Raw genomic sequence first — 17,292 nt, 5'->3', positions numbered from 1 at the left:
GATCTCCCGCCACACGAGCAGCTTTGTGGCTATCCATGGAGCCATCCCGAGCCAGCGCAAGATCACCGCCGACCTTGATATATGATCGCCTTTTAATGAAGTGGAATTGCCTTCATGCAAGTGCTAGTCGACGCTGATGCTTGTCCTGCCGTCATCAAAGACATGTTGTTTCGGGCCGCGCGGCGTACTGAGGTACGGGTAACGCTGGTTGCGAACCAATATTTGCGCACGCCGCCGTCCCCCTTCATCAGGTCGATTCAGGTGCCGGCGGGTTTCGACGCGGCAGATGCCCGCATCGTTGAACTGGTCGCGTCAGGCGACCTGGTGATTACCGCGGACATACCGCTCGCCGCCGCGGTACTCGACAAGGGCGCACATGCGCTCGATCCGCGCGGAAGTTGGTTTACAAGTGAAAATATCCAGGAACGCCTGACGGTACGCGACGTGATGGATCAACTGCGCAATGCTGGCATCGATACGGGTGGCCCCGCCCCCTTCAGCACACGCGACAGCAAAGCATTTGCAGGCCAGCTCGATCGATTCCTCGCCCGTCACGGCACGCCGCCTCGCGGGACCGGTTGATATTCGCAAGCGTCAGCACCGAAGCCACGAGGACGGGTCGCGCGGTCAACGATACCCAGCGCCCCCTGCGCTGCATAGCGGAGCCGCGCGCCTGCCAGAACAGGTTTGGCGATCAATCAAGATCGGCGCACGCCTATCGGCGACGCATACCGCTTCGCGGCTGCCCGCCAGATGCGCGCTCATCTTTGTGCCGGAAGTTAATTCGTCCTTTCGACAGATCGTAGACCGACAACTCCAGCGTGACCCGGTCACCGGCAAGAATGCGAATGTGATTCTTGCGCATGCGGCCCGATGCATATGCGCTCACCACCACGCCGTTCTCGAGCGTGACGCGGTATTTGCTGTCCGGCAGCACTTCGTCGACGACACCGTCGAGTTCCAGCAGTTCTTCCTTGGCCAAATCAATTCCTCCAGTGAGCGTAATGCCGCGTCAATGCAAGGCGTCAGCAAATGCCGCCAACCGCTGCATCGCTTCCACGCGGGGTGATGTTGCAAATTGTGTTTTGCCCGGCGCATTTCGCACATACGACGAAAGCGGATCTGCGCGAACAACCGGGGCCAGGAAGCAACGACGCACTCAGAGCGCCGAAACCTGGCGATCCGATAAGGCTTCAGATTTCCCGAGAAATGCGCTCAATCAACGCTCTCGATGAGCGCGCCTGGTTCGCGGCCTGTCGGCAGGAACCTGATGTCGACCAGCAAACGCCGGGTGAGCCATTGACACCACACCTTCAGCCTGCGGGTGCGGTAAGCATGAATGCAAGAAAAGAGAGCGGGCACGCGTGGCATACGACCGCCACGGTTCGAGGCGAGAGAATCGCGCCGCCCCAACGGGCGGACGCGATCCGATAGCGTTACTGCGGCGTAATGTTCGAGGCCTGGAGTCCCTTCGGGCCGCGTTTCGTTTCGTAGCTGACCTTCTGGCCCTCAGCAAGCGTCTTGAAGCCCGTGCCGCGCACCTCGGAGAAGTGTGCGAACAGGTCATCCCCCCCCTTGTCCGGGGTAATGAAGCCGAAGCCCTTGCTATCGTTGAACCATTTGACAGTACCGGTTTCCATTAGATATTCCTTAAGCAGACGAATAAAGATACTCGCCCTCGGAAAAAGGGCGAATGAAGAATCAAGAAGGAGAGACCAACGAGAGCCGCAGATAGCGGCAAATGATGAGCAATCGAGCAACTTGGAAACTTTGGCCGCTGACACTACGCGGTATGCAGCGCGACGTCAAGCGATTTCTTGACCAACCGGGTTGCCTTCGTTCTTTTTCGGCAGCCTGCTCGCACCCTTTCAGCATGGTGAGCATCAACGCCGGAGAGACGCCTCGCTTCGCGATGTCCAAGTCTCGCCTACGGCCGATGACACCGGGAGATTGCCATTCCCTTTCGAGTGCGCGATATCGCCACGGCAGAGCGTCGAATCAACCTGCCAAATATTCTCGCAATCGACACCAGTCGGCTAATTTCTCTTGATATGAAACCACTGCGTACGCAGGACTGCTCGACGGCAATCGGATGAACTGATAGCGATCCGCCTTCTCGCCCAGCGCCCGCATTCCGATCTTCGCCGCCGTTCCGCCGTTGAACGCTATGGCGATCAAATTCGGCAAGGTTTCGACAAGGGCGACCAGGTCGTTACTCGCATGGTTGCGGATGCGACTGTCCAGGCTACCTACGCGCTGGGCTTTTGCCACGACATCCCATAACCCGATGCAATGTCCAAGCAAGGTATCGAGACGATCCTGATAGTCCATCCCGACCAGATCCCGTTCGATCACGTCACCGACAAGGAACCAGAATTTGTTCTGCTTGTGCGCGTAGTACTGGTTGTGAGCAAGCGAAACCTCGCCGGGCAAACTGCCGAGCACCAGCACGCGCGTGTTTCCATCCACCACCGGCGGAAAGCAGCGCTTGAGCGTCATGAAGCCTTCGGATGCGCGCCATGCGCGCGCGAGGCCAGATGCTCGAGCGGCCCCGCCGATGTGCGTGCGTACCGCTCGTGAGCGTGATGCGGGGACGTCGCCGACGCCCCCTCCTCTCGCCGAGTCTGCGCCCGCGTCGCCAGATGCGCCCATAGCGCCGGTAGCATGCACTCGGTGACCATCAACGGCGCGCCATGCCGCTCGAACACCGAGCGTCGCGCGAAAAGCGCATGCCGCGGCGGCCCTTCGATCTCACGCGCGGCATGCGCCGCGAGCGGATCGCGAGCCGTGAGCCGCGCGCTGACCAGCGCCGAACGCGCGACGCTGCTGTCGCTGTACAAAAGCTCGGCAAGCGGCCGCGTACGCAGCCGCCGCATCGCTTGCCACACGCCGCGGCTCGCGGCGAGCGGCGCGATGCTGTGCGCCGCGACGAACGGCACGCCATCCACTTCGAGCACGACCTCGCGCACCCAGACCGGCGCACGCGCCGCGACGCCGAGCGCATCCGCCTCATCACGCCAAGGCCGCGCGATCGCCTCGCGCGTCACGCGCACGCCGACCTTGCCAAGCGTGCGCAGATGCGCGGTCAGCGACCCGCCGCGCGTGAGCCAGTCCTTCTGGTCCGCCGTGAAGCCTGGCCGCGGCGCGACGCGCCAGCGTCCGCCGGCCGCGTCGAAACGCACGCGCTGCGCACCCATCAACGCGCCAGCAGCAGCGCGTTGGTGCGCTTGACGAAACTCGCGGGATCGTCGAGCGAGCCGCCTTCGGCAAGCAGCGCCTGGTCGAACAGCAGGTGGCACCAGTCGTCGAAGTTCGCGCTATCGACGGAGAGCGCCTTCACGAGCGCATGCTCGGGATTCACTTCGAGGATCGGATGGATCTCCGGCGCGTTCTGGCCCGCAGCCTTCAGCATGCGCTGCAGGTAGCCGCTCATCTCGCCGTCGTCGGCGACGAGGCACGACGGCGAATCGGTCAGGCGGAACGTGAGACGCACGTCCTTTGCCTTGTCCTTGAGCGCCTCCTTCATCTTCTCGACGAGCGGCTTCATGGTCTCGCCGATTTCCTCCTGCGCCTTCTTTTCCTCGTCGTTGAGCGCGCCCAGGTCGAGGTCGCCGCGCGCGACGCTCGCGAGCGGCTTGCCGTCGAACTCGGTGAAGTACGACAGCGCCCATTCGTCGACGCGGTCCGTCAACAGCAGCACTTCGACGCCCTTCTTGCGGAACACTTCGAGATGCGGGCTGTTCTTCGCGGCCTGCCAGGTGTCGGCGGTCACGTAGTAGATCTTCGACTGCTCGGGCTTCATGCGCGCGACGTAATCGGCGAGCGACACGGTCTGCTCCGGCGAGTCGTTGTGCGTCGACGCAAAGCGCACGAGCTTCGCGATGCGCTCGCGATTGGCGAAGTCCTCGCCGAGCCCTTCCTTGAGCACCTGGCCGAACTCCTTCCAGAAGCCCGCGTACTTGGCCTTGTCCTCGTCGGACTCGGCATTGGCGAGCTCTTCGAGCATCGACAGCGCGCGCTTGGTCACGCCTTCGCGGATCGCCTTGACGTCGCGGCTTTCCTGGAGGATTTCGCGCGACACGTTGAGCGGCAGGTCGCTCGAATCGACCACGCCCTTGATGAAGCGCAGGTACATCGGCAGCAGCTGCTCGGCGTCGTCCATGATGAAGACGCGCTTCACGTAGAGCTTCAGGCCCGCGCGATGATCGCGGTTCCACAGGTCGAACGGCGCGTGCGCCGGCACGTAGAGGAGCTGCGTGTACTCGCTGCGGCCCTCGACGCGGTTGTGGGTCCAGGTGAGCGGGTCCTGGTGGTCGTGCGAAAGGTGCTGATAGAACTGCTTGTACTGCTCCTCGGTGATGTCGTTCTTCGGACGCGTCCAGAGCGCGCTCGCCTGGTTGACGGTCTCGTCCTCGTCCTTCGCGACCATCTCGCCCTTCTCCTGGTCCCACTCCTCCTTCTGCATGAGGATGGGCAGCGCGACGTGGTCGGAATACTTCTGGATGATCGACTTCAGGCGATACGCCGACAGCAGCTCGTCTTCGTCTTCGCGCAGGTGCAGCGTGATCGTGGTGCCGCGTTGTGCGCGCTCGATCGTCTCGACCACGAAGTCGCCCTCGCCCGCGCTGACCCAGCGCACGCCTTCGGACGCCGGCAGGCCGGCGCGGCGCGTCTCGACGGTGATCTTGTCGGCGACGATGAAACCCGAGTAGAAGCCGACGCCGAACTGGCCGATCAGCGCCGCATCCTTCTGCTGGTCGCCGGAGAGCTTCGAGAAGAACTCCTTGGTGCCCGAGCGCGCGATCGTGCCGAGGTGCGAGATCGTTTCCTCGCGGCTCATGCCGATGCCGTTGTCGTCGATGGTGACAGTGCGCGCGGCCTTGTCGAAGGCGACGCGGATGCGCAGGTTGGGATCGGTTTCGAAGAGGGCGCTGTCGGCGATCGCCTCGAAGCGGAGCTTGTCGGCGGCGTCCGACGCGTTCGAGATCAGTTCGCGCAGGAAGATTTCCTTGTTGCTGTAGAGCGAATGGATCATCAGTTGCAGAAGCTGTTTCACTTCTGCCTGGAAGCTCATGGTTTCTTGTGCCATGGTCGGGGGTTCCTCGTTCGTGGATGGTGTGTCTTGGGGGTTCGGCGCCGATTGCTCACCTGGACCGGCGTGCCGGCCGCGGCGCGAATCGAGCGCTCAAGTGGGGATGGCTGTCGCAAATTCAAGGCGGAGCCTAAATCGGGCCGGAAGGCCGGCCACCGGCCTATGAGGCTTCCGGCTAGCGAAAGGTGCAATGGTAGCTCGTATGCGGGGCGGCGGGCGGCGGGGTCCTAGGTAGAAACCAGAGCATCCGATTCGGAATCGTCCGATTTCCTCTCGAATTGCGGCGTGGCGTAGTGGCAGTTTTGCCGTCGATCAGGAGACGCCTATGTTGCAGTGCAGCTTTGAACTCAATGATGAGCCGATGAGCATGTTCATAATCCATGGCGGAATTTCCGTCCCGGCATTCTCGGGGCTCGAACCGCATATCAATAAGCGCGCATCTGCCTGTCTACTCAATGTGGGGCCGATCCCGCCGGGCAGGTATTACATCGTCGATAGAGAGTCAGGCGGGAAACTGGGATGGCTCAAGGAGGCTTTTCTCCATCGAAGCGATTGGTTTGCGCTTTACGCTGCAGATGGAAAAGTCGACGACGCAACGTTTTGCAATGAGGTTCTACGCGGGAATTTTCGCCTGCACCCGAAGGGACCTCGTGGCATCAGCGAGGGATGCATCGTCATTGAGAGTTCCGCTGATTTTCACCGGGTCAGAGTCTCGCTAGTCGGCCGAGGTAAATTCCCGATTCCCGGCAGCACACTGAGTGCTTACGGCGTGGTGACAGTGGAATGAAGCGCACGATAGAAATTGGCTGCGTCATTGCGTGGCTACTCCTCGCGACGCTTGCGCTCGCCTACGTGTGGGGCCGCCACCCTGACGCAATTCCTCCGCCTCCTCTCTCATTTTCTCTTTGGCTCAACGATTTGTTCGATGCACACGATGCGGAAACAAGCGCCGACGTAGACCTGTACTACATGCTCATCGCCTCCTTCCTCTTCGCAAGCCTCTGCACTTTCGTCGCGTGGCGTATTTTCAAGCGTCTTCGCACGCGCTAGACGAACGTATTCACGGCGGGCAGCGCAGCCCGCCGCCACTTTGTCGCGCAACCCTCCATGAGTATTGACCGACCATGCGCATCATGACGCTGAAGCTCCTCGTCGCCATCAGCCTGACAGCAGGCCTGCTCGCGATCGCCGCCTACGGCTACACCCGGCTCGCGGCGCGTTTTGGCTCATCCGCCGCGCCAGCCATGGCGAGCGCCGCAGATCAGGCCGACGCCATCCTCGTCATCAAATCAGAAAAGCGCATACAGTTGCTGCGCGACGGCGCCGTGCTGAAGGAATACCGCATCTCGCTGGGCAGCAATCCCCACGGCCACAAGCAGCAGGAAGGCGACAGGAAAACACCCGAAGGCCGCTACCTCATCGACTGGCGCAACGAGCACTCCGCCTATCACCTGAGCCTGCACATCTCCTATCCCAATGCCGACGACATCCAGCACGCGTCCGATGCTGGCGCCCCACCCGGCGGCAACGTGATGATCCACGGCCTGCCCAACGGCTGGGGCTTCCTCGGCGTGCTCCATCGGCGCTGGAACTGGACCAACGGCTGCGTCGCCGTCACCGACGAGGAAATGCGCGAGATCTGGTCCCTCGTCCCCAACGGCACACCGATCGAAATCAAAGGCTGAGCACAGCGGCGACGCCTCAGCCCGCCCGCCGCGCCACCGACTCCAGATAGTCGCCGATCACCCCCGGCAGCGCCGGATCGCCGCAATTGGCGACGTTGAAGCGCATCCACGTCGTCGGCGACTGCTGCGGCGAAAACAGGCTCCCCGGCGTCAGCAGGAACCCCTTCTCGTGCCCCGCCGCGGCGAACGCATCCGAATCGACGCCGAGATCGGCCCACAGGAACATGCCCGCAGCCGGCGTCGTGTAGAGGCGCAGCCCCGTCTTCTCCAGCATCCGCGCCGTCTTGTCGCGCACGCCGTCGAGCCGCACGCGCAAGCGCTCGACGTGGCGCCGGTAGTGCCCCTCGGTCAGCACCTTGTACAGCACGCGCTCGTTGAGCTCGGGCGTCGTCATGCCGACCAGCATCTTCTGGTCGGTGATCGCCTTGGCGATCTCGAGCCCGCACGCGACGAAGCCCGCGCGCAGGTTCGGCGCCAGCGTCTTCGAAAAGCTGCCGAGGTAGATCACGCGTTTCAACTGATCCAGGCTCGCAAGACGCGTCGCCGGATAGCCCGGCGGACAGAGGTCGCCGTAGACGTCGTCTTCGACGACGATGAAGTCGTAGGCTTCGGCGAGGCGCAGGATACGAAACGCCTGCGCGGCCGAGAGCGACGTGCCGGTCGGGTTCTGCAGCAGCGAGTTGATGACGAGCATCTTCGGGCGCCAGGTCTCGACCAGCGTTTCGAGCGCGTCGAGATCCGGCCCGTCGGGCGTGTACGGCATGCCGACCAACTGCGCGCCCTGCGACACGAAGCGGCCGAACATCTGGAACCACGCCGGGTCGCCGACGATCACCGCATCGCCTGGCTGCACGTAGATGCGCGCGATCAGGTCGATCGCCTGCGTGATGCCCGAGACGAGCACGATCTGCTCGGTCGACGCGCCGATCTCGAACTCCTCGAGGCGCGTCTGCAATTGCTGGCGCAGCGGCAGGAAGCCTTGTGCGGTGCCGGAACCGATCATCTGCGCGCCGCTTTGCCGGCCAAGCGCGCGCAAGGCGCCGGTGATCAGCTCGCCGTCGAGCCAGCGGCTCGGCAGGAAGCCGAGCCCCGGCCCTTTCTCCGGGCTCGACGTCTGCAGCATGTTGCGCAGCAGCCAGACGACGTCGACGGTGTTGTGCGCGGGCTGCCTCTCGGCCGCCGCGCGCCGCTCGGCTGGCCCGACGCCGCCCGAGCGCTCGCGCACATAGAAGCCGGAACCGCGCCGGGAATCGAGCAAGCCCTGCGCGACGAGCCGTTCGTAGGCCTCGACGACGGTGAAGCGCGAGACGCCCTTGTCGAGCGCGAGCTTGCGGATCGACGGCATGCGCATGCCGGGACGGAACACGCGCTCTTCGATGCGGCGGCGCGCCCATTGGACGAGCTGGTCGACGAGCGTCAACGGCGAAGCGTCGTGCGGGGCGGGAATCAGATTCAAGGGCACGGTCATATCGGCTCCAACTGTACCGAAAGGTATCGCCCCGATTGTACCGTTACTGTGCTGGTCCGAGCGATTACAGTGGCTTCCAGCGACATCGTTCGAAAAGCAGCAAAGAACGCGTGAAACGCACGGATAAAGGATGTGCCGGGCACGGCCGCGTGGAAGGAACGTTGCGCGAGCGGTTATGCTATCGGCCCGGTGCGTAAGCGCAGTGACGCGAAGCGTACCGGCAATTCGCCCGACTCCCGTTTCAACCGCTCGCCATCACGTCAGCCATGACCGCCCGTCCGCTCCAGCTCGATCACCTCGTAGTCGCCGCCCGCACGCTCGACGAAGGCGCGCAATTCGTCGCCGATACCCTCAGCGTCGAGCTTGCCGCCGGCGGCGCGCATCCGCTGATGCGCACGCACAACCGGCTCCTCAATTTGTGGGGCGGCACGTATCTTGAAGTGATCGCGATCGATCCGGAGGCGGAAGCCTCGACGGCCGCGGGCGGCGCCGAAGGCAAGCCGCCGCGCAAGCGCCTCTTCGCGCTCGACGATCCCGCGACGCACGCGCGCCTCGCCCGCGGGCCGTACCTCGCACACTGGGTCGCGCGCGTCGAGCGGCCGCAAAGCCTCGTGCGCTGGCAGGCGCAGTATCCGGAGCGGATCGCGCCCATCGTGCCGATGACGCGCGGCGACTTGTCCTGGAGCCTGTCGGTGCCGGAAGACGGCGCGTTCCCTGGGCGCTGCGGCGCGGGCGACGGCATCGTGCCGACGCTGATCCAGTGGGATACCCCGCAGCATCCGTCGGCCCGGCTGCCGCACACCGGGCTTGCGCTCAAGTCGCTCACGGGCTTCCACCCGCGCGCGGACGAGGTGCGGGTCCAGCTCGACTGGCTCGGCGCGTCGCACCTGATCCGCCTGGAAGCCACGGAGGGCGAGCCCGCGCTCGTCGCCGAGATCGAAATCGGCTTGTCCGGCGAGACCCGCACGCTCAAATAGGCGGCATCAGCGTCTGATCGCGTTTTGCACCGGGTTCGCCGTTATAGCAGGCCATCGCAATCAAGCGGCGCGGCAAGAGGCCCGCCGCGACAGACATGGAGAGACGAACCGCATGGACAACCCCCACGCTCACTATCGTTCGCTGCCCCCCAAGGGGGCTGATGGCTCCCTTGGGACGGCCCGGCGGGAGCCATCATGAACCCGCGCGAATCCCAAGGCATGCTGCTCGGCCTGATCGGCGTGATGATCTTCAGCTTGACGCTGCCGATGACGCGCATCGTCGTGCACGAATGGCACCCGCTCCTGAACGGCCTCGGCCGCGCGCTCGCCGCGGCGGTGCCCGCCGGCCTCCTGCTCGCGTACCGGCGCGAACCCTGGCCGACCTGGCGGCAGCTCAAGAGCCTCGCCGTCGTCTCGCTCGGCGTCATCATCGCGTTTCCCGTGTTCTCCGCCTGGGCCATGAAAAGCGTACCGGCCTCGCATGGCGCCGTCGTGAACGGCCTGCAGCCGCTCTTCGTCGCGCTCTATGCGGCGTGGCTGTCGCACGAGCGGCCGTCGAAGGCGTTCTGGGCCAGCGCCGTCACCGGCAGCACGATCGTCGTCGCCTACGCGCTGCAGCAGGGCGGCGGCTCGCTGCAGGCCGGCGACGCGCTGATGCTCGTCGCGGTCGGCATCGGCGCGCTCGGCTATGCCGAAGGCGCGCGGCTCGCCAAGCAGATCGGCGGCTGGCAGGTGATCTGCTGGGCGCTCGTCGTGTCCGCGCCGTTCCTCGTGCTGCCCGTGGGCTGGCTCGCCTTGGAGCAGCACGTGCAGCACCCTGGCCCCGCCTCGCTTTCGACCTGGCTCGCCTTCGGCTACGTCACGATCTTCTCTCAGTTCATCGGCTTCTTCGCCTGGTACGCGGGCCTCGCGATGGGCGGCACGGCGCGCGTCGGCCAGGTCCAGCTGCTGCAGATCTTTTTCACGATGGCGTTCTCGGCGCTGTTCTTCGGCGAAACGGTCGCGCCGTCGGCCTGGCTCTTCGCCGCCGCCGTGATCGCCACCGTCGTGATCGGCCGCAAGGCCGCCGTGCGCACGGCGCCCCGGCCCGCCGCACAGCCAACTCGCGTGACCTGAGCCACGCCTGCGAGATTCCTGCATGGACAGCCCGCAACTCAGGCGATAATTCACCCTTTTCAGCCGCCACAACCCACAATCCGGGAGACTTCATGGACCAAAGCGACCTGCCGCAGAACCACTGGCAACTTTCCGAACGCGCGCGCAAGCTCACGAGCTCGGCGATCCGCGAGATTCTGAAGGTCACTGAACGGCCCGAAGTCATTTCCTTCGCGGGCGGCCTACCCGCCCCCGTCACGTTTCCCGCCGAGCGGATGCGCGAAGCGTCGGACCGCATCCTGCGCGACAACCCCGCCGCCGCCCTGCAATACAGCGCGACCGAAGGCTATCTGCCGCTGCGCGAGTGGGTGGCCAAGCGCCACTCTGTGAACGGCGCCACGATCCGTCCGTCGCAAGTGCTGATCACGACCGGCTCGCAGCAGGCGCTCGACCTGCTCGGCAAGGTGCTGATCGATCCGGCGAGCCCGGTGCTCGTCGAGACGCCGACCTACCTCGGCGCGCTGCAATCGTTTTCGATGTACGAGCCGCGCTACGTGCAGGTGCCGACCGACGAGCAGGGCTTGATCCCCGCCGGCCTCACCCCTGCTCTGACGGCCGGCGCGCGCCTCTTGTACGCGCAGCCGAACTTCCAGAACCCGACGGGCCGGCGCCTGCCCATCGAGCGCCGCCGCGCGCTCGCCGAGTTCGCGAAGAAGAGCGCCTTCCCCGTCATCGAGGACGACCCGTACGGCGCGCTCGACTACGCCGGCGACCCGCTGCCGACGATCCTCTCGATGGCCCCGGACCACGTCGTCCACCTCGGCTCGTTCTCGAAGGTGCTCGCGCCGGGGCTGCGCGTCGGCTACATCGTGGCGCCCGAGGAACTGCACTTCAAGCTCGTGCAGGCCAAGCAGGCCACCGATCTGCACACGCCGAGCTTCACCCAGCGCATCGTGCACGAAGTCGTCAAGGACGGCTTTCTCGACACCCACGTGCCGACCATCCGCGCGCTCTATCGCGACCAGTGCGAGGCGATGCTCGCGGCGCTCGCGCGCTGCATGCCCGAAGGCGTGACGTGGAACCGGCCCGAGGGCGGAATGTTCATCTGGGTCGCGCTGCCTGCCGGCATCGACAGCATGAAGCTGCTCGAAGCCGCGGTCGCGCAGAACGTCGCGTTCGTGCCGGGCGCGCCGTTCTTCGCCAACGAGGGCCAGGGCAATACGCTGCGCCTGTCGTTCGTGACCGTGCCGCCCGCCAAGATCGACGAAGGCGTGGCCCGCCTCGCCGCGCTGATCCGCGAACGCATCTGATCTTCTCTCAAGGAAACGCCGGGCCGCCCCAAGTTTCCTTGTCCCCCTCGGGGGGCCTGGCGCGAAGCGACAGGTTGAGGGCTCTCTTTTCATTCACCGACCAAAGGAATGTCATGTCTCAAGCAAACGTCTACGACAAGCTGAAGGAACTCGGCATCGAGCTGCCCGTGGCGGGCGCCCCCGCTGCCGCCTATGTGATGAGCGCGCAAAGCGGCAACACCGTCTACCTGTCCGGCCACATCGCCAAGAAGGACGGCAAGGTCTGGGCAGGCAAGCTCGGCGCGACGATGGGCACCGAGGAAGGCAAGGCGGCCGCGCGCGCGATCGCGATCGACCTCCTCGCCACGCTGCACGCTCACACCGGCGACCTGAACCGCGTCACGCGCATCGTCAAGGTGATGAGCCTCGTGAACTCGACGCTCGAGTTCACCGAGCAGCATCTCGTGACCAACGGCGCGTCGGAGCTGATCGCCGAGGTGTTCGGCGACGCCGGCAAGCATGCGCGCTCGGCGTTCGGCGTCGCACAGATTCCGCTTGGCGCCTGCGTCGAGATCGAACTGATCGCCGAAGTCGCCTGACCGCTTCCCCAATAAAAGAAGGCGATTCTCGATGAGCGCACGCACAGTCCGTTTCAAGCAGGTCGACGTGTTCACCGCGGTGCCGTTCAAGGGCAACCCGCTCGCCGTCGTCTTCGATGCCGATGACCTCGCCACCGAAGACATGCAGGCGATCGCGCGCTGGACGAACCTGTCGGAGACCTCGTTCCTGCTGAAACCGGCCGATCCGGCCGCGGACTATCGCGTGCGCATTTTCACGCCGGGCGGCGAGTTGCCGTTCGCCGGGCATCCGACGCTCGGCACCGCGCACGCGCTCCTCGACAGCGGCTATCGTCCGCGGCAAGCGGGGCGGCTCGTGCAGCAATGCGGCGCCGGGCTCGTCGAGCTGACCGGGCGCGGTGACGGTGTCTGGGCGTTCGCCGCGCCGCCTGCGCGCGTCGCCTCCCTGCCGGCATCCACCCGCACCGCCCTTTCGGTTGCGCTCCGGACCGATGCAATCGATTTCAGCGCAGCGCCCTGCACGACCGACAACGGCGTGCCCTGGCTCGTCGTCCGCCTGAAGTCGGCCGAGGCTTGCGTGGCGCTCGCGCCCGACGTTGCGGCGCTCACCGCCATCGTCCGCGAAACCGGCATGGACGGGCTGGCCGTGTACGGGCCGCATCCCGAGGGCGGCGCGGTCGACTTCGAAATCCGCTGCCTGATGCTCGGCGGCAGCCTGGGCTTCGGCGAAGACCCAGTCACCGGCAGCGCGAACGCGGCCGTCGCCGGTCTCTTGAAGAGCCAGGGGCTGCGCCCGGGCTCCCGCTACGTGGCCCGCCAGGGCACGGCGCTCGGGCGCGATGGCCGCGTGCACGTCGACTACGACGACGATGCAAACCGCATATGGATCGGCGGCCATTCGGTGACGATCGTAGACGGCACGTTCCGGCCCGGTTGACTCCGCCTGACGCGGCGCTCGCGCCGCCGCGCGTATCTACGGATTGCATTCCGCGCAAGGCTCAAGCAGCCTACGGCCTTTCATCAGCGTGACGCCTGTCACCGGCGTGAACAGGCGCTAGACCCACAATTCAAATGGCCGCATCGAGAATGCATTGCCGTTCCATTATTTCAATCCTCGCAAGGACTTGCGTCCGGCAGCCGCGCCAGCATGATGGCCCAACGGGATTTCATGCCAAGAAAAACAAACGTTTACCCGATAAACGGACGCTATCTTAATTTTTGGTCATTCAGTAAGATCGGAATAATGACGTTGCTCGGACAAATAGCGTCCGGGAAGAACGTATGACTTTTCATTACCCTGCGCGGCAGTCTCGGCAACGATGCTAATCATGCGGTCCAACACGAACCAGGCGCAGTCGAAGCATGCCGGCCCGACGCCCCGACTCCCTTGGACTCGGTCGGCTCGATGAATCTCGCCCGGCACCATTCCGCGCGCGACGGACGTTTCAGGCGCGACACCAGCAGCTCGCATCCGCGCGCGCTGCTCGCCATTCCCGCGCTCGGCATCCTGGTGCTCATCCTGTTGTGGGCCGTGATCTACGCGCGGCTATCCGTCGAGAGGGAGTCGACCTCCCGCGAGGCGATGGCGTCCGCGGCGATCCTCTCGGCGGCGCTCGAGCAGCATACGATCAAGGCCATTCACCAGGTCGACCAGATCACCCGCTTCGTCAAGTACGAGTTCGAGAAGAACCCGAACCGCTTCGATCTCGCGACCACGGTCCAGAAGGGCGTCGTGCAGAGCGACACGCTCGTGCAGGTCTCGCTCATCGACGAGCACGGCACGCTGATCGCCAACACCGCCGAGCAGAATCCCCAGCACATCGATCTGTCCGACCGCGAACACTTCAAGGTCCACGAGCACGAGAACGACGACAGCCTCTATATCAGCAAGCCGGTGCTCGGCCGCGTCTCGCGCCAGTGGACGCTGCAGATGACGCGGCGCCTGAACCATCCCGACGGCTCGTTCGCGGGCGTGGTGGTGGTGTCGGAAGACCCGAACTACTTCACGAGCGACTTCTACAACAACGCCGCGATTGGCAAGTTCGGCGTGATCGCCGTGATCTCGGACAGCGGCTCGGTGCTCGCGCGCCACACCGGCAGCACCAAGGATGCGCCGGGCGCGTTCTCGGCGACGGGCGCCTATCCGGTCTCCGAGCACGTCTCGGGCACCTACGCCGATCCGATCGACGGCGTCACGCGCATCGTCTCCTACCGGCATATCGACGGCTATCCGATGGGCGTGCTCGTCGGCCTGTCGGAGTCCGAGGAGTTCGCGGACTACCACCACACACGCAACGTCTATCTGCTGATGGCGGGCTTCATCTCGCTCGCGATGCTCGGCTTCTTCGTGGTGGCCACGGGCCTGATCGGCAAGCTGCTCGGGCGCGAGCGCGAGATGACGCATCTCGTCGAGTACGACCTGCTGACCGGCCTGCGCAACCGCTATGCGACGCTGCAGGCGCTGCGCCACGATGTCGGCCAGCCGGCCAACGTGGGCCGCCTCGCGCTCCTCTTCATCGACCTCGACAACTTCAAGACCGTCAACGACACGCTCGGCCACAACGCCGGCGACATCGTCCTGCAGATGACGGCCTCACGTCTCGCAGACGCCGTCGGCGACGCGGGGACGCTCTCGCGCATCGGCGGCGACGAGTTCGTGGTCGTGCTCAAGGGGGCCGATGTCGAGCGCCACGCAGTGGAGCTCGCCGAGAGCGTGCGCAACTCGTTCGAGCGGCCGTTCGACGTGCGCGGCAGCTCGTTCGTGCTGCATGCGAGCATCGGCATCGCGCTCTACTCGGTCGCCAACGAGAGCGAGATCGATCTGCTGAAGAAGGCCGATCTCGCGATGTACAGCGCCAAGGACGCCGGCAAGAACTGCTACCAGTTCTACTCGCCGCACCTCTCGCATCGCGCCGACCACCTGATGCGCTGGGAGCAGCAGTTGCGCGTCGCGCTCGCCGAGGAGCAGCTGTTCCTGCTCTATCAGCCGATGATCGATCTCTCGCGCCGCTGCATCACCGGCTTCGAGGCGCTCGCGCGCTGGAACCATCCGCAGCACGGCATCATCGCCGCCAACGAGTTCATCCCGATCGCCGAATCCACGGGCCTCATCGTGCCGATCGGCGACTTCGTCATCCGCACCGCGTGCCGGCAGCTCGCCGTCTGGCAGAACGACGGCTACGACTCGCTGTCGCTGTCGGTGAACATCTCGGCGGTGCAGTTCTGGCGCGGCGATCTCTACGAGACTGTGTCGCGCGCGATCGAGGAGACCGGCGTCGCCGCGCACCGCCTCGAGCTCGAGATCACCGAGACCGCGATGATGGAGTACCCCGAGCTCGTGTCGGAAAAGATCATTGCGTTGAAGCGCCTCGGCGTGCGCGTCGCGCTCGACGACTTCGGCACCGGCTATTCGTCGCTCTCGTACCTGAACCGCTTCTCGGTCGATACGCTGAAAGTCGACCGCTCGTTCGTGCAGGCGATTCCGGGCGACCGCAGCGTCTGCGTGATGGTGTCGGCGATCGTCAACCTCGCGCGCTCGCTCGGGCTCAAGGTGGTCGTCGAAGGCACCGAGACCGAGGAGCAGATCGCGTGGCTCTCCCAGCTCGGCCGCATCGAGGCGCAAGGCTTCCTGTTCTCGCGGCCCGTGCCGGCCGACGGCATCCCCGCGCTGCTCGAGCGCTTCGGTGTATGCAGCGCGCGTGAAGCGCAGAGCGCGCAGGCTCGCGGCCCAGGCAAGACCCAGGACCGGGGCCAGACGAGCACCAGCGGCCTATCCGCCTAGGGCTCGGGATGACGGATTGGCGCGCGTTGTTCCGCCATGCCGGCTCGGCTATCGCGTCGAGCTTTTTAGGCCGCAGCAACGCCAATAGCGGCGCGGCCCAGCCCGCCGAGCCCGAGCGCTCCGCCTCCCACGACGTGCCCAAGCCGCGCAAGCCCGAATCGCTCTGGACGCTCTTTTGCGTGGTGTTCGGCCTGTCGTCGCTATCTTGGGGCGGCCTCGCGCTGATGGCGCAGCTCGAGAACCACTACGTCGAGCGCGACCGGCGCTTCACCCGGCTCGAGTTTGCCGACTGGTTCGCGCTCGCCTGGATGGTGCCCGGGCCCGTGGGCTGCAACGTCGCCGTGCAGGTCGGCCATGCGCTGCGTGGGCGGGCGGGCGCCTGGGTGGCGGGCGCGGCAAGCGTGCTGCCGTTCTTCGCGCTGATGACGGTGTTCGCGAGCTTCTATCAGACGTCGCTCGTGCGCGCGATGGCCTCGCAGATGCTCCTCAACCACTTCAGCGTGGTGCTTGCGTCGCTGATCGCCGTCACGTGGTGCAAGCAGATGCGCACGATCGTGCGCGGCCAGCTCGGCTGGACGGTGGCCGCGCTCGCCTGCGTCGCGCTGATCTTCTCGCACGGCGCATGGACCTATGTGGCGCTGCTCAGCAGCGCGTTCGCGGCCGGCTGGTTCGCGAGCCCGTCGCGCGAAGGGCGGCTTTCGCTCTCGCTGCACGCAAGCGATTGGCGCCTGCTCGGCGCGCTCGCGGTCCTGATCGCGCTGTTCGCCATACCGCTGCCGCATCGCTACGAGACCGCCTTCCTCTGGCCGCGGCTCGCCGGCGCCGGGATGACGCTCTTCGGCGGCGGCTTCTCCGCGCTGCCAGTCTTGAAGACGCTGTTCGTGACGCCCGCGGTCGGCGTATCGGACAGCGAATTCACGCTGGCCTTCGCGCTCTCGCCGGTGTCGCCCGGACCGCTCTTGAACGTGGTGCCGTTTCTCGGCTACCTGACCGACGGCTGGCTCGGCGCCGTCGCGGCGACGCTCGCTCTCTTCGTGCCGTCCGGCTGCCTGATCGTGCTCGCGCAGCGGCACCTGAAGCAACTCGAGACCTACCCGCGCTTCGAGCACGGGATGCGCGCCCTGCGCGCGGCGACGACGGCGTTTCTCGTCGCGGCCGTGGTGCGCGTCGCCGTGCGCGTGCCGCTCGAGCCGGCCTATCTGCTGACGGCCGCATTCGCCTGCCTCTGCTTCGGCAGGCTCAAGGTGCCGGTGTATGCGGTGTATGGGACCGTGGCAGTGGGATGCGGGCTCTGGATCGTGTTCTTCGCGCACGCTTGACGACGCGT

At 65.4% G+C, this 17,292-nt stretch carries 17 protein-coding genes; 11 read left to right on the top strand and 6 right to left on the bottom strand.

Features of this window, described 5'->3' with window-relative positions:
- Positions 1-114: 114 nt before the first annotated feature.
- On the top strand, positions 115-582 hold the full coding sequence (locus FAZ69_RS25985; protein WP_136897953.1) for a YaiI/YqxD family protein: 468 nt from the start codon (positions 115-117) through the stop codon (positions 580-582).
- Positions 583-715: 133 nt separating this feature from the next.
- Here the strand turns inward: FAZ69_RS25985 and infA are convergent, their stop codons facing one another.
- The 5 genes from infA to htpG form a co-directional block, all read right to left on the bottom strand.
- On the bottom strand, positions 716-982 hold the full coding sequence (gene infA, locus FAZ69_RS25980; protein ID WP_136897952.1) for a translation initiation factor IF-1: 267 nt from the start codon (positions 980-982) through the stop codon (positions 716-718).
- Positions 983-1,436: 454 nt separating this feature from the next.
- Entirely contained in the window at positions 1,437-1,640 is a 204-nt protein-coding gene (locus FAZ69_RS25975) for a cold-shock protein (protein ID WP_090549560.1), read from the bottom strand.
- A gap of 358 nt (positions 1,641-1,998) precedes the next feature.
- Entirely contained in the window at positions 1,999-2,499 is a 501-nt protein-coding gene (locus FAZ69_RS25970; RefSeq protein WP_136897951.1) for a DNA-deoxyinosine glycosylase, read from the bottom strand.
- Positions 2,496-3,197 (bottom strand): chorismate--pyruvate lyase family protein, encoded by a 702-nt coding sequence (locus tag FAZ69_RS25965; protein WP_136897950.1) that lies wholly within the window; start codon positions 3,195-3,197, stop codon positions 2,496-2,498. Before FAZ69_RS25965 ends, FAZ69_RS25970 begins: the two co-directional genes overlap by 4 nt.
- On the bottom strand, positions 3,197-5,089 hold the full coding sequence (htpG, locus tag FAZ69_RS25960) for a molecular chaperone HtpG (protein WP_136897949.1): 1,893 nt from the start codon (positions 5,087-5,089) through the stop codon (positions 3,197-3,199). The genes FAZ69_RS25965 and htpG overlap by 1 nt, the downstream gene beginning before the upstream one ends.
- Positions 5,090-5,417: 328 nt before the next feature.
- Here htpG and FAZ69_RS25955 point away from each other — a divergent pair, with 328 nt between their 5' ends.
- The 3 genes from FAZ69_RS25955 to FAZ69_RS25945 all read left to right on the top strand — a co-directional run bounded on the left by FAZ69_RS25955 (position 5,418) and on the right by FAZ69_RS25945 (position 6,777).
- Positions 5,418-5,879 carry a DUF2778 domain-containing protein gene (locus FAZ69_RS25955; RefSeq protein WP_136897948.1) on the top strand — a complete coding sequence of 154 codons (462 nt, stop codon included), beginning with the start codon at positions 5,418-5,420 and terminating at the stop codon, positions 5,877-5,879.
- A complete protein-coding gene (locus FAZ69_RS25950; RefSeq protein ID WP_136897947.1) occupies positions 5,876-6,142 on the top strand; it encodes a hypothetical protein in 267 nt (88 codons plus the stop codon). The genes FAZ69_RS25955 and FAZ69_RS25950 overlap by 4 nt, the downstream gene beginning before the upstream one ends.
- An 83-nt stretch (positions 6,143-6,225) precedes the next feature.
- Positions 6,226-6,777 (top strand): L,D-transpeptidase family protein, encoded by a 552-nt coding sequence (locus tag FAZ69_RS25945; protein ID WP_136897946.1) that lies wholly within the window; start codon positions 6,226-6,228, stop codon positions 6,775-6,777.
- Positions 6,778-6,793: 16 nt separating this feature from the next.
- On the opposite strand, the gene FAZ69_RS25940 is transcribed toward FAZ69_RS25945, so the two are convergent.
- Positions 6,794-8,245: an aminotransferase-like domain-containing protein gene (locus FAZ69_RS25940; RefSeq protein ID WP_136897945.1), complete on the bottom strand. Its 1,452-nt coding sequence runs from the start codon at positions 8,243-8,245 to the stop codon at positions 6,794-6,796.
- Between the two features lie 266 nt (positions 8,246-8,511).
- On the opposite strand from FAZ69_RS25940, the gene FAZ69_RS25935 reads away from it, so the two are divergent.
- From FAZ69_RS25935 to FAZ69_RS25905, 7 genes are all read left to right on the top strand, one after another.
- Positions 8,512-9,222 (top strand): VOC family protein, encoded by a 711-nt coding sequence (locus tag FAZ69_RS25935; RefSeq protein WP_136897944.1) that lies wholly within the window; start codon positions 8,512-8,514, stop codon positions 9,220-9,222.
- A 195-nt stretch (positions 9,223-9,417) separates the two neighbouring features.
- A complete protein-coding gene (locus FAZ69_RS25930) occupies positions 9,418-10,338 on the top strand; it encodes a DMT family transporter (protein ID WP_136897943.1) in 921 nt (306 codons plus the stop codon).
- Positions 10,339-10,430: 92 nt separating this feature from the next.
- Entirely contained in the window at positions 10,431-11,627 is a 1,197-nt protein-coding gene (locus FAZ69_RS25925; protein ID WP_136897942.1) for an aminotransferase-like domain-containing protein, read from the top strand.
- A 113-nt stretch (positions 11,628-11,740) separates the two neighbouring features.
- A complete protein-coding gene (locus FAZ69_RS25920) occupies positions 11,741-12,205 on the top strand; it encodes a RidA family protein (protein WP_136897941.1) in 465 nt (154 codons plus the stop codon).
- A gap of 31 nt (positions 12,206-12,236) precedes the next feature.
- A complete protein-coding gene (locus FAZ69_RS25915; protein ID WP_136897940.1) occupies positions 12,237-13,121 on the top strand; it encodes a PhzF family phenazine biosynthesis protein in 885 nt (294 codons plus the stop codon).
- A gap of 468 nt (positions 13,122-13,589) precedes the next feature.
- Complete coding sequence (locus tag FAZ69_RS25910) at positions 13,590-15,965, top strand: bifunctional diguanylate cyclase/phosphodiesterase (protein ID WP_136897939.1); 2,376 nt, start codon at positions 13,590-13,592, stop codon at positions 15,963-15,965.
- Between the two features lie 8 nt (positions 15,966-15,973).
- Positions 15,974-17,284 carry a chromate transporter gene (locus FAZ69_RS25905; protein ID WP_136897938.1) on the top strand — a complete coding sequence of 437 codons (1,311 nt, stop codon included), beginning with the start codon at positions 15,974-15,976 and terminating at the stop codon, positions 17,282-17,284.
- The last annotated feature ends 8 nt before the right edge of the window (positions 17,285-17,292 follow it).

Origin of the sequence: Trinickia terrae (assembly GCF_005144415.1) — a bacterium.
Lineage (GTDB): Bacteria > Pseudomonadota > Gammaproteobacteria > Burkholderiales > Burkholderiaceae > Trinickia_A > Trinickia_A terrae.
The sequence above is the reverse complement of the archived record's forward strand: the minus strand, read 5'-3'. Positions and strand labels throughout refer to the sequence as shown.

Coding starts and splice junctions, on each gene's coding strand:
- FAZ69_RS25910 (WP_136897939.1), top strand. CDS start 13,590: ATGAATCTCGCCCGGCACCATTCCGCGCGCGACGGACGTTTCAGGCGC.
- FAZ69_RS25905 (WP_136897938.1), top strand. CDS start 15,974: ATGACGGATTGGCGCGCGTTGTTCCGCCATGCCGGCTCGGCTATCGCG.
- FAZ69_RS25985 (WP_136897953.1), top strand. CDS start 115: ATGCAAGTGCTAGTCGACGCTGATGCTTGTCCTGCCGTCATCAAAGAC.
- FAZ69_RS25950 (WP_136897947.1), top strand. CDS start 5,876: ATGAAGCGCACGATAGAAATTGGCTGCGTCATTGCGTGGCTACTCCTC.
- FAZ69_RS25930 (WP_136897943.1), top strand. CDS start 9,418: ATGAACCCGCGCGAATCCCAAGGCATGCTGCTCGGCCTGATCGGCGTG.
- FAZ69_RS25955 (WP_136897948.1), top strand. CDS start 5,418: ATGTTGCAGTGCAGCTTTGAACTCAATGATGAGCCGATGAGCATGTTC.
- FAZ69_RS25945 (WP_136897946.1), top strand. CDS start 6,226: ATGACGCTGAAGCTCCTCGTCGCCATCAGCCTGACAGCAGGCCTGCTC.
- FAZ69_RS25915 (WP_136897940.1), top strand. CDS start 12,237: ATGAGCGCACGCACAGTCCGTTTCAAGCAGGTCGACGTGTTCACCGCG.
- FAZ69_RS25935 (WP_136897944.1), top strand. CDS start 8,512: ATGACCGCCCGTCCGCTCCAGCTCGATCACCTCGTAGTCGCCGCCCGC.
- htpG (WP_136897949.1), bottom strand. CDS start 5,089: ATGGCACAAGAAACCATGAGCTTCCAGGCAGAAGTGAAACAGCTTCTG.
- FAZ69_RS25940 (WP_136897945.1), bottom strand. CDS start 8,245: ATGACCGTGCCCTTGAATCTGATTCCCGCCCCGCACGACGCTTCGCCG.
- FAZ69_RS25970 (WP_136897951.1), bottom strand. CDS start 2,499: ATGACGCTCAAGCGCTGCTTTCCGCCGGTGGTGGATGGAAACACGCGC.
- FAZ69_RS25925 (WP_136897942.1), top strand. CDS start 10,431: ATGGACCAAAGCGACCTGCCGCAGAACCACTGGCAACTTTCCGAACGC.
- FAZ69_RS25975 (WP_090549560.1), bottom strand. CDS start 1,640: ATGGAAACCGGTACTGTCAAATGGTTCAACGATAGCAAGGGCTTCGGC.
- FAZ69_RS25920 (WP_136897941.1), top strand. CDS start 11,741: ATGTCTCAAGCAAACGTCTACGACAAGCTGAAGGAACTCGGCATCGAG.
- FAZ69_RS25965 (WP_136897950.1), bottom strand. CDS start 3,197: ATGGGTGCGCAGCGCGTGCGTTTCGACGCGGCCGGCGGACGCTGGCGC.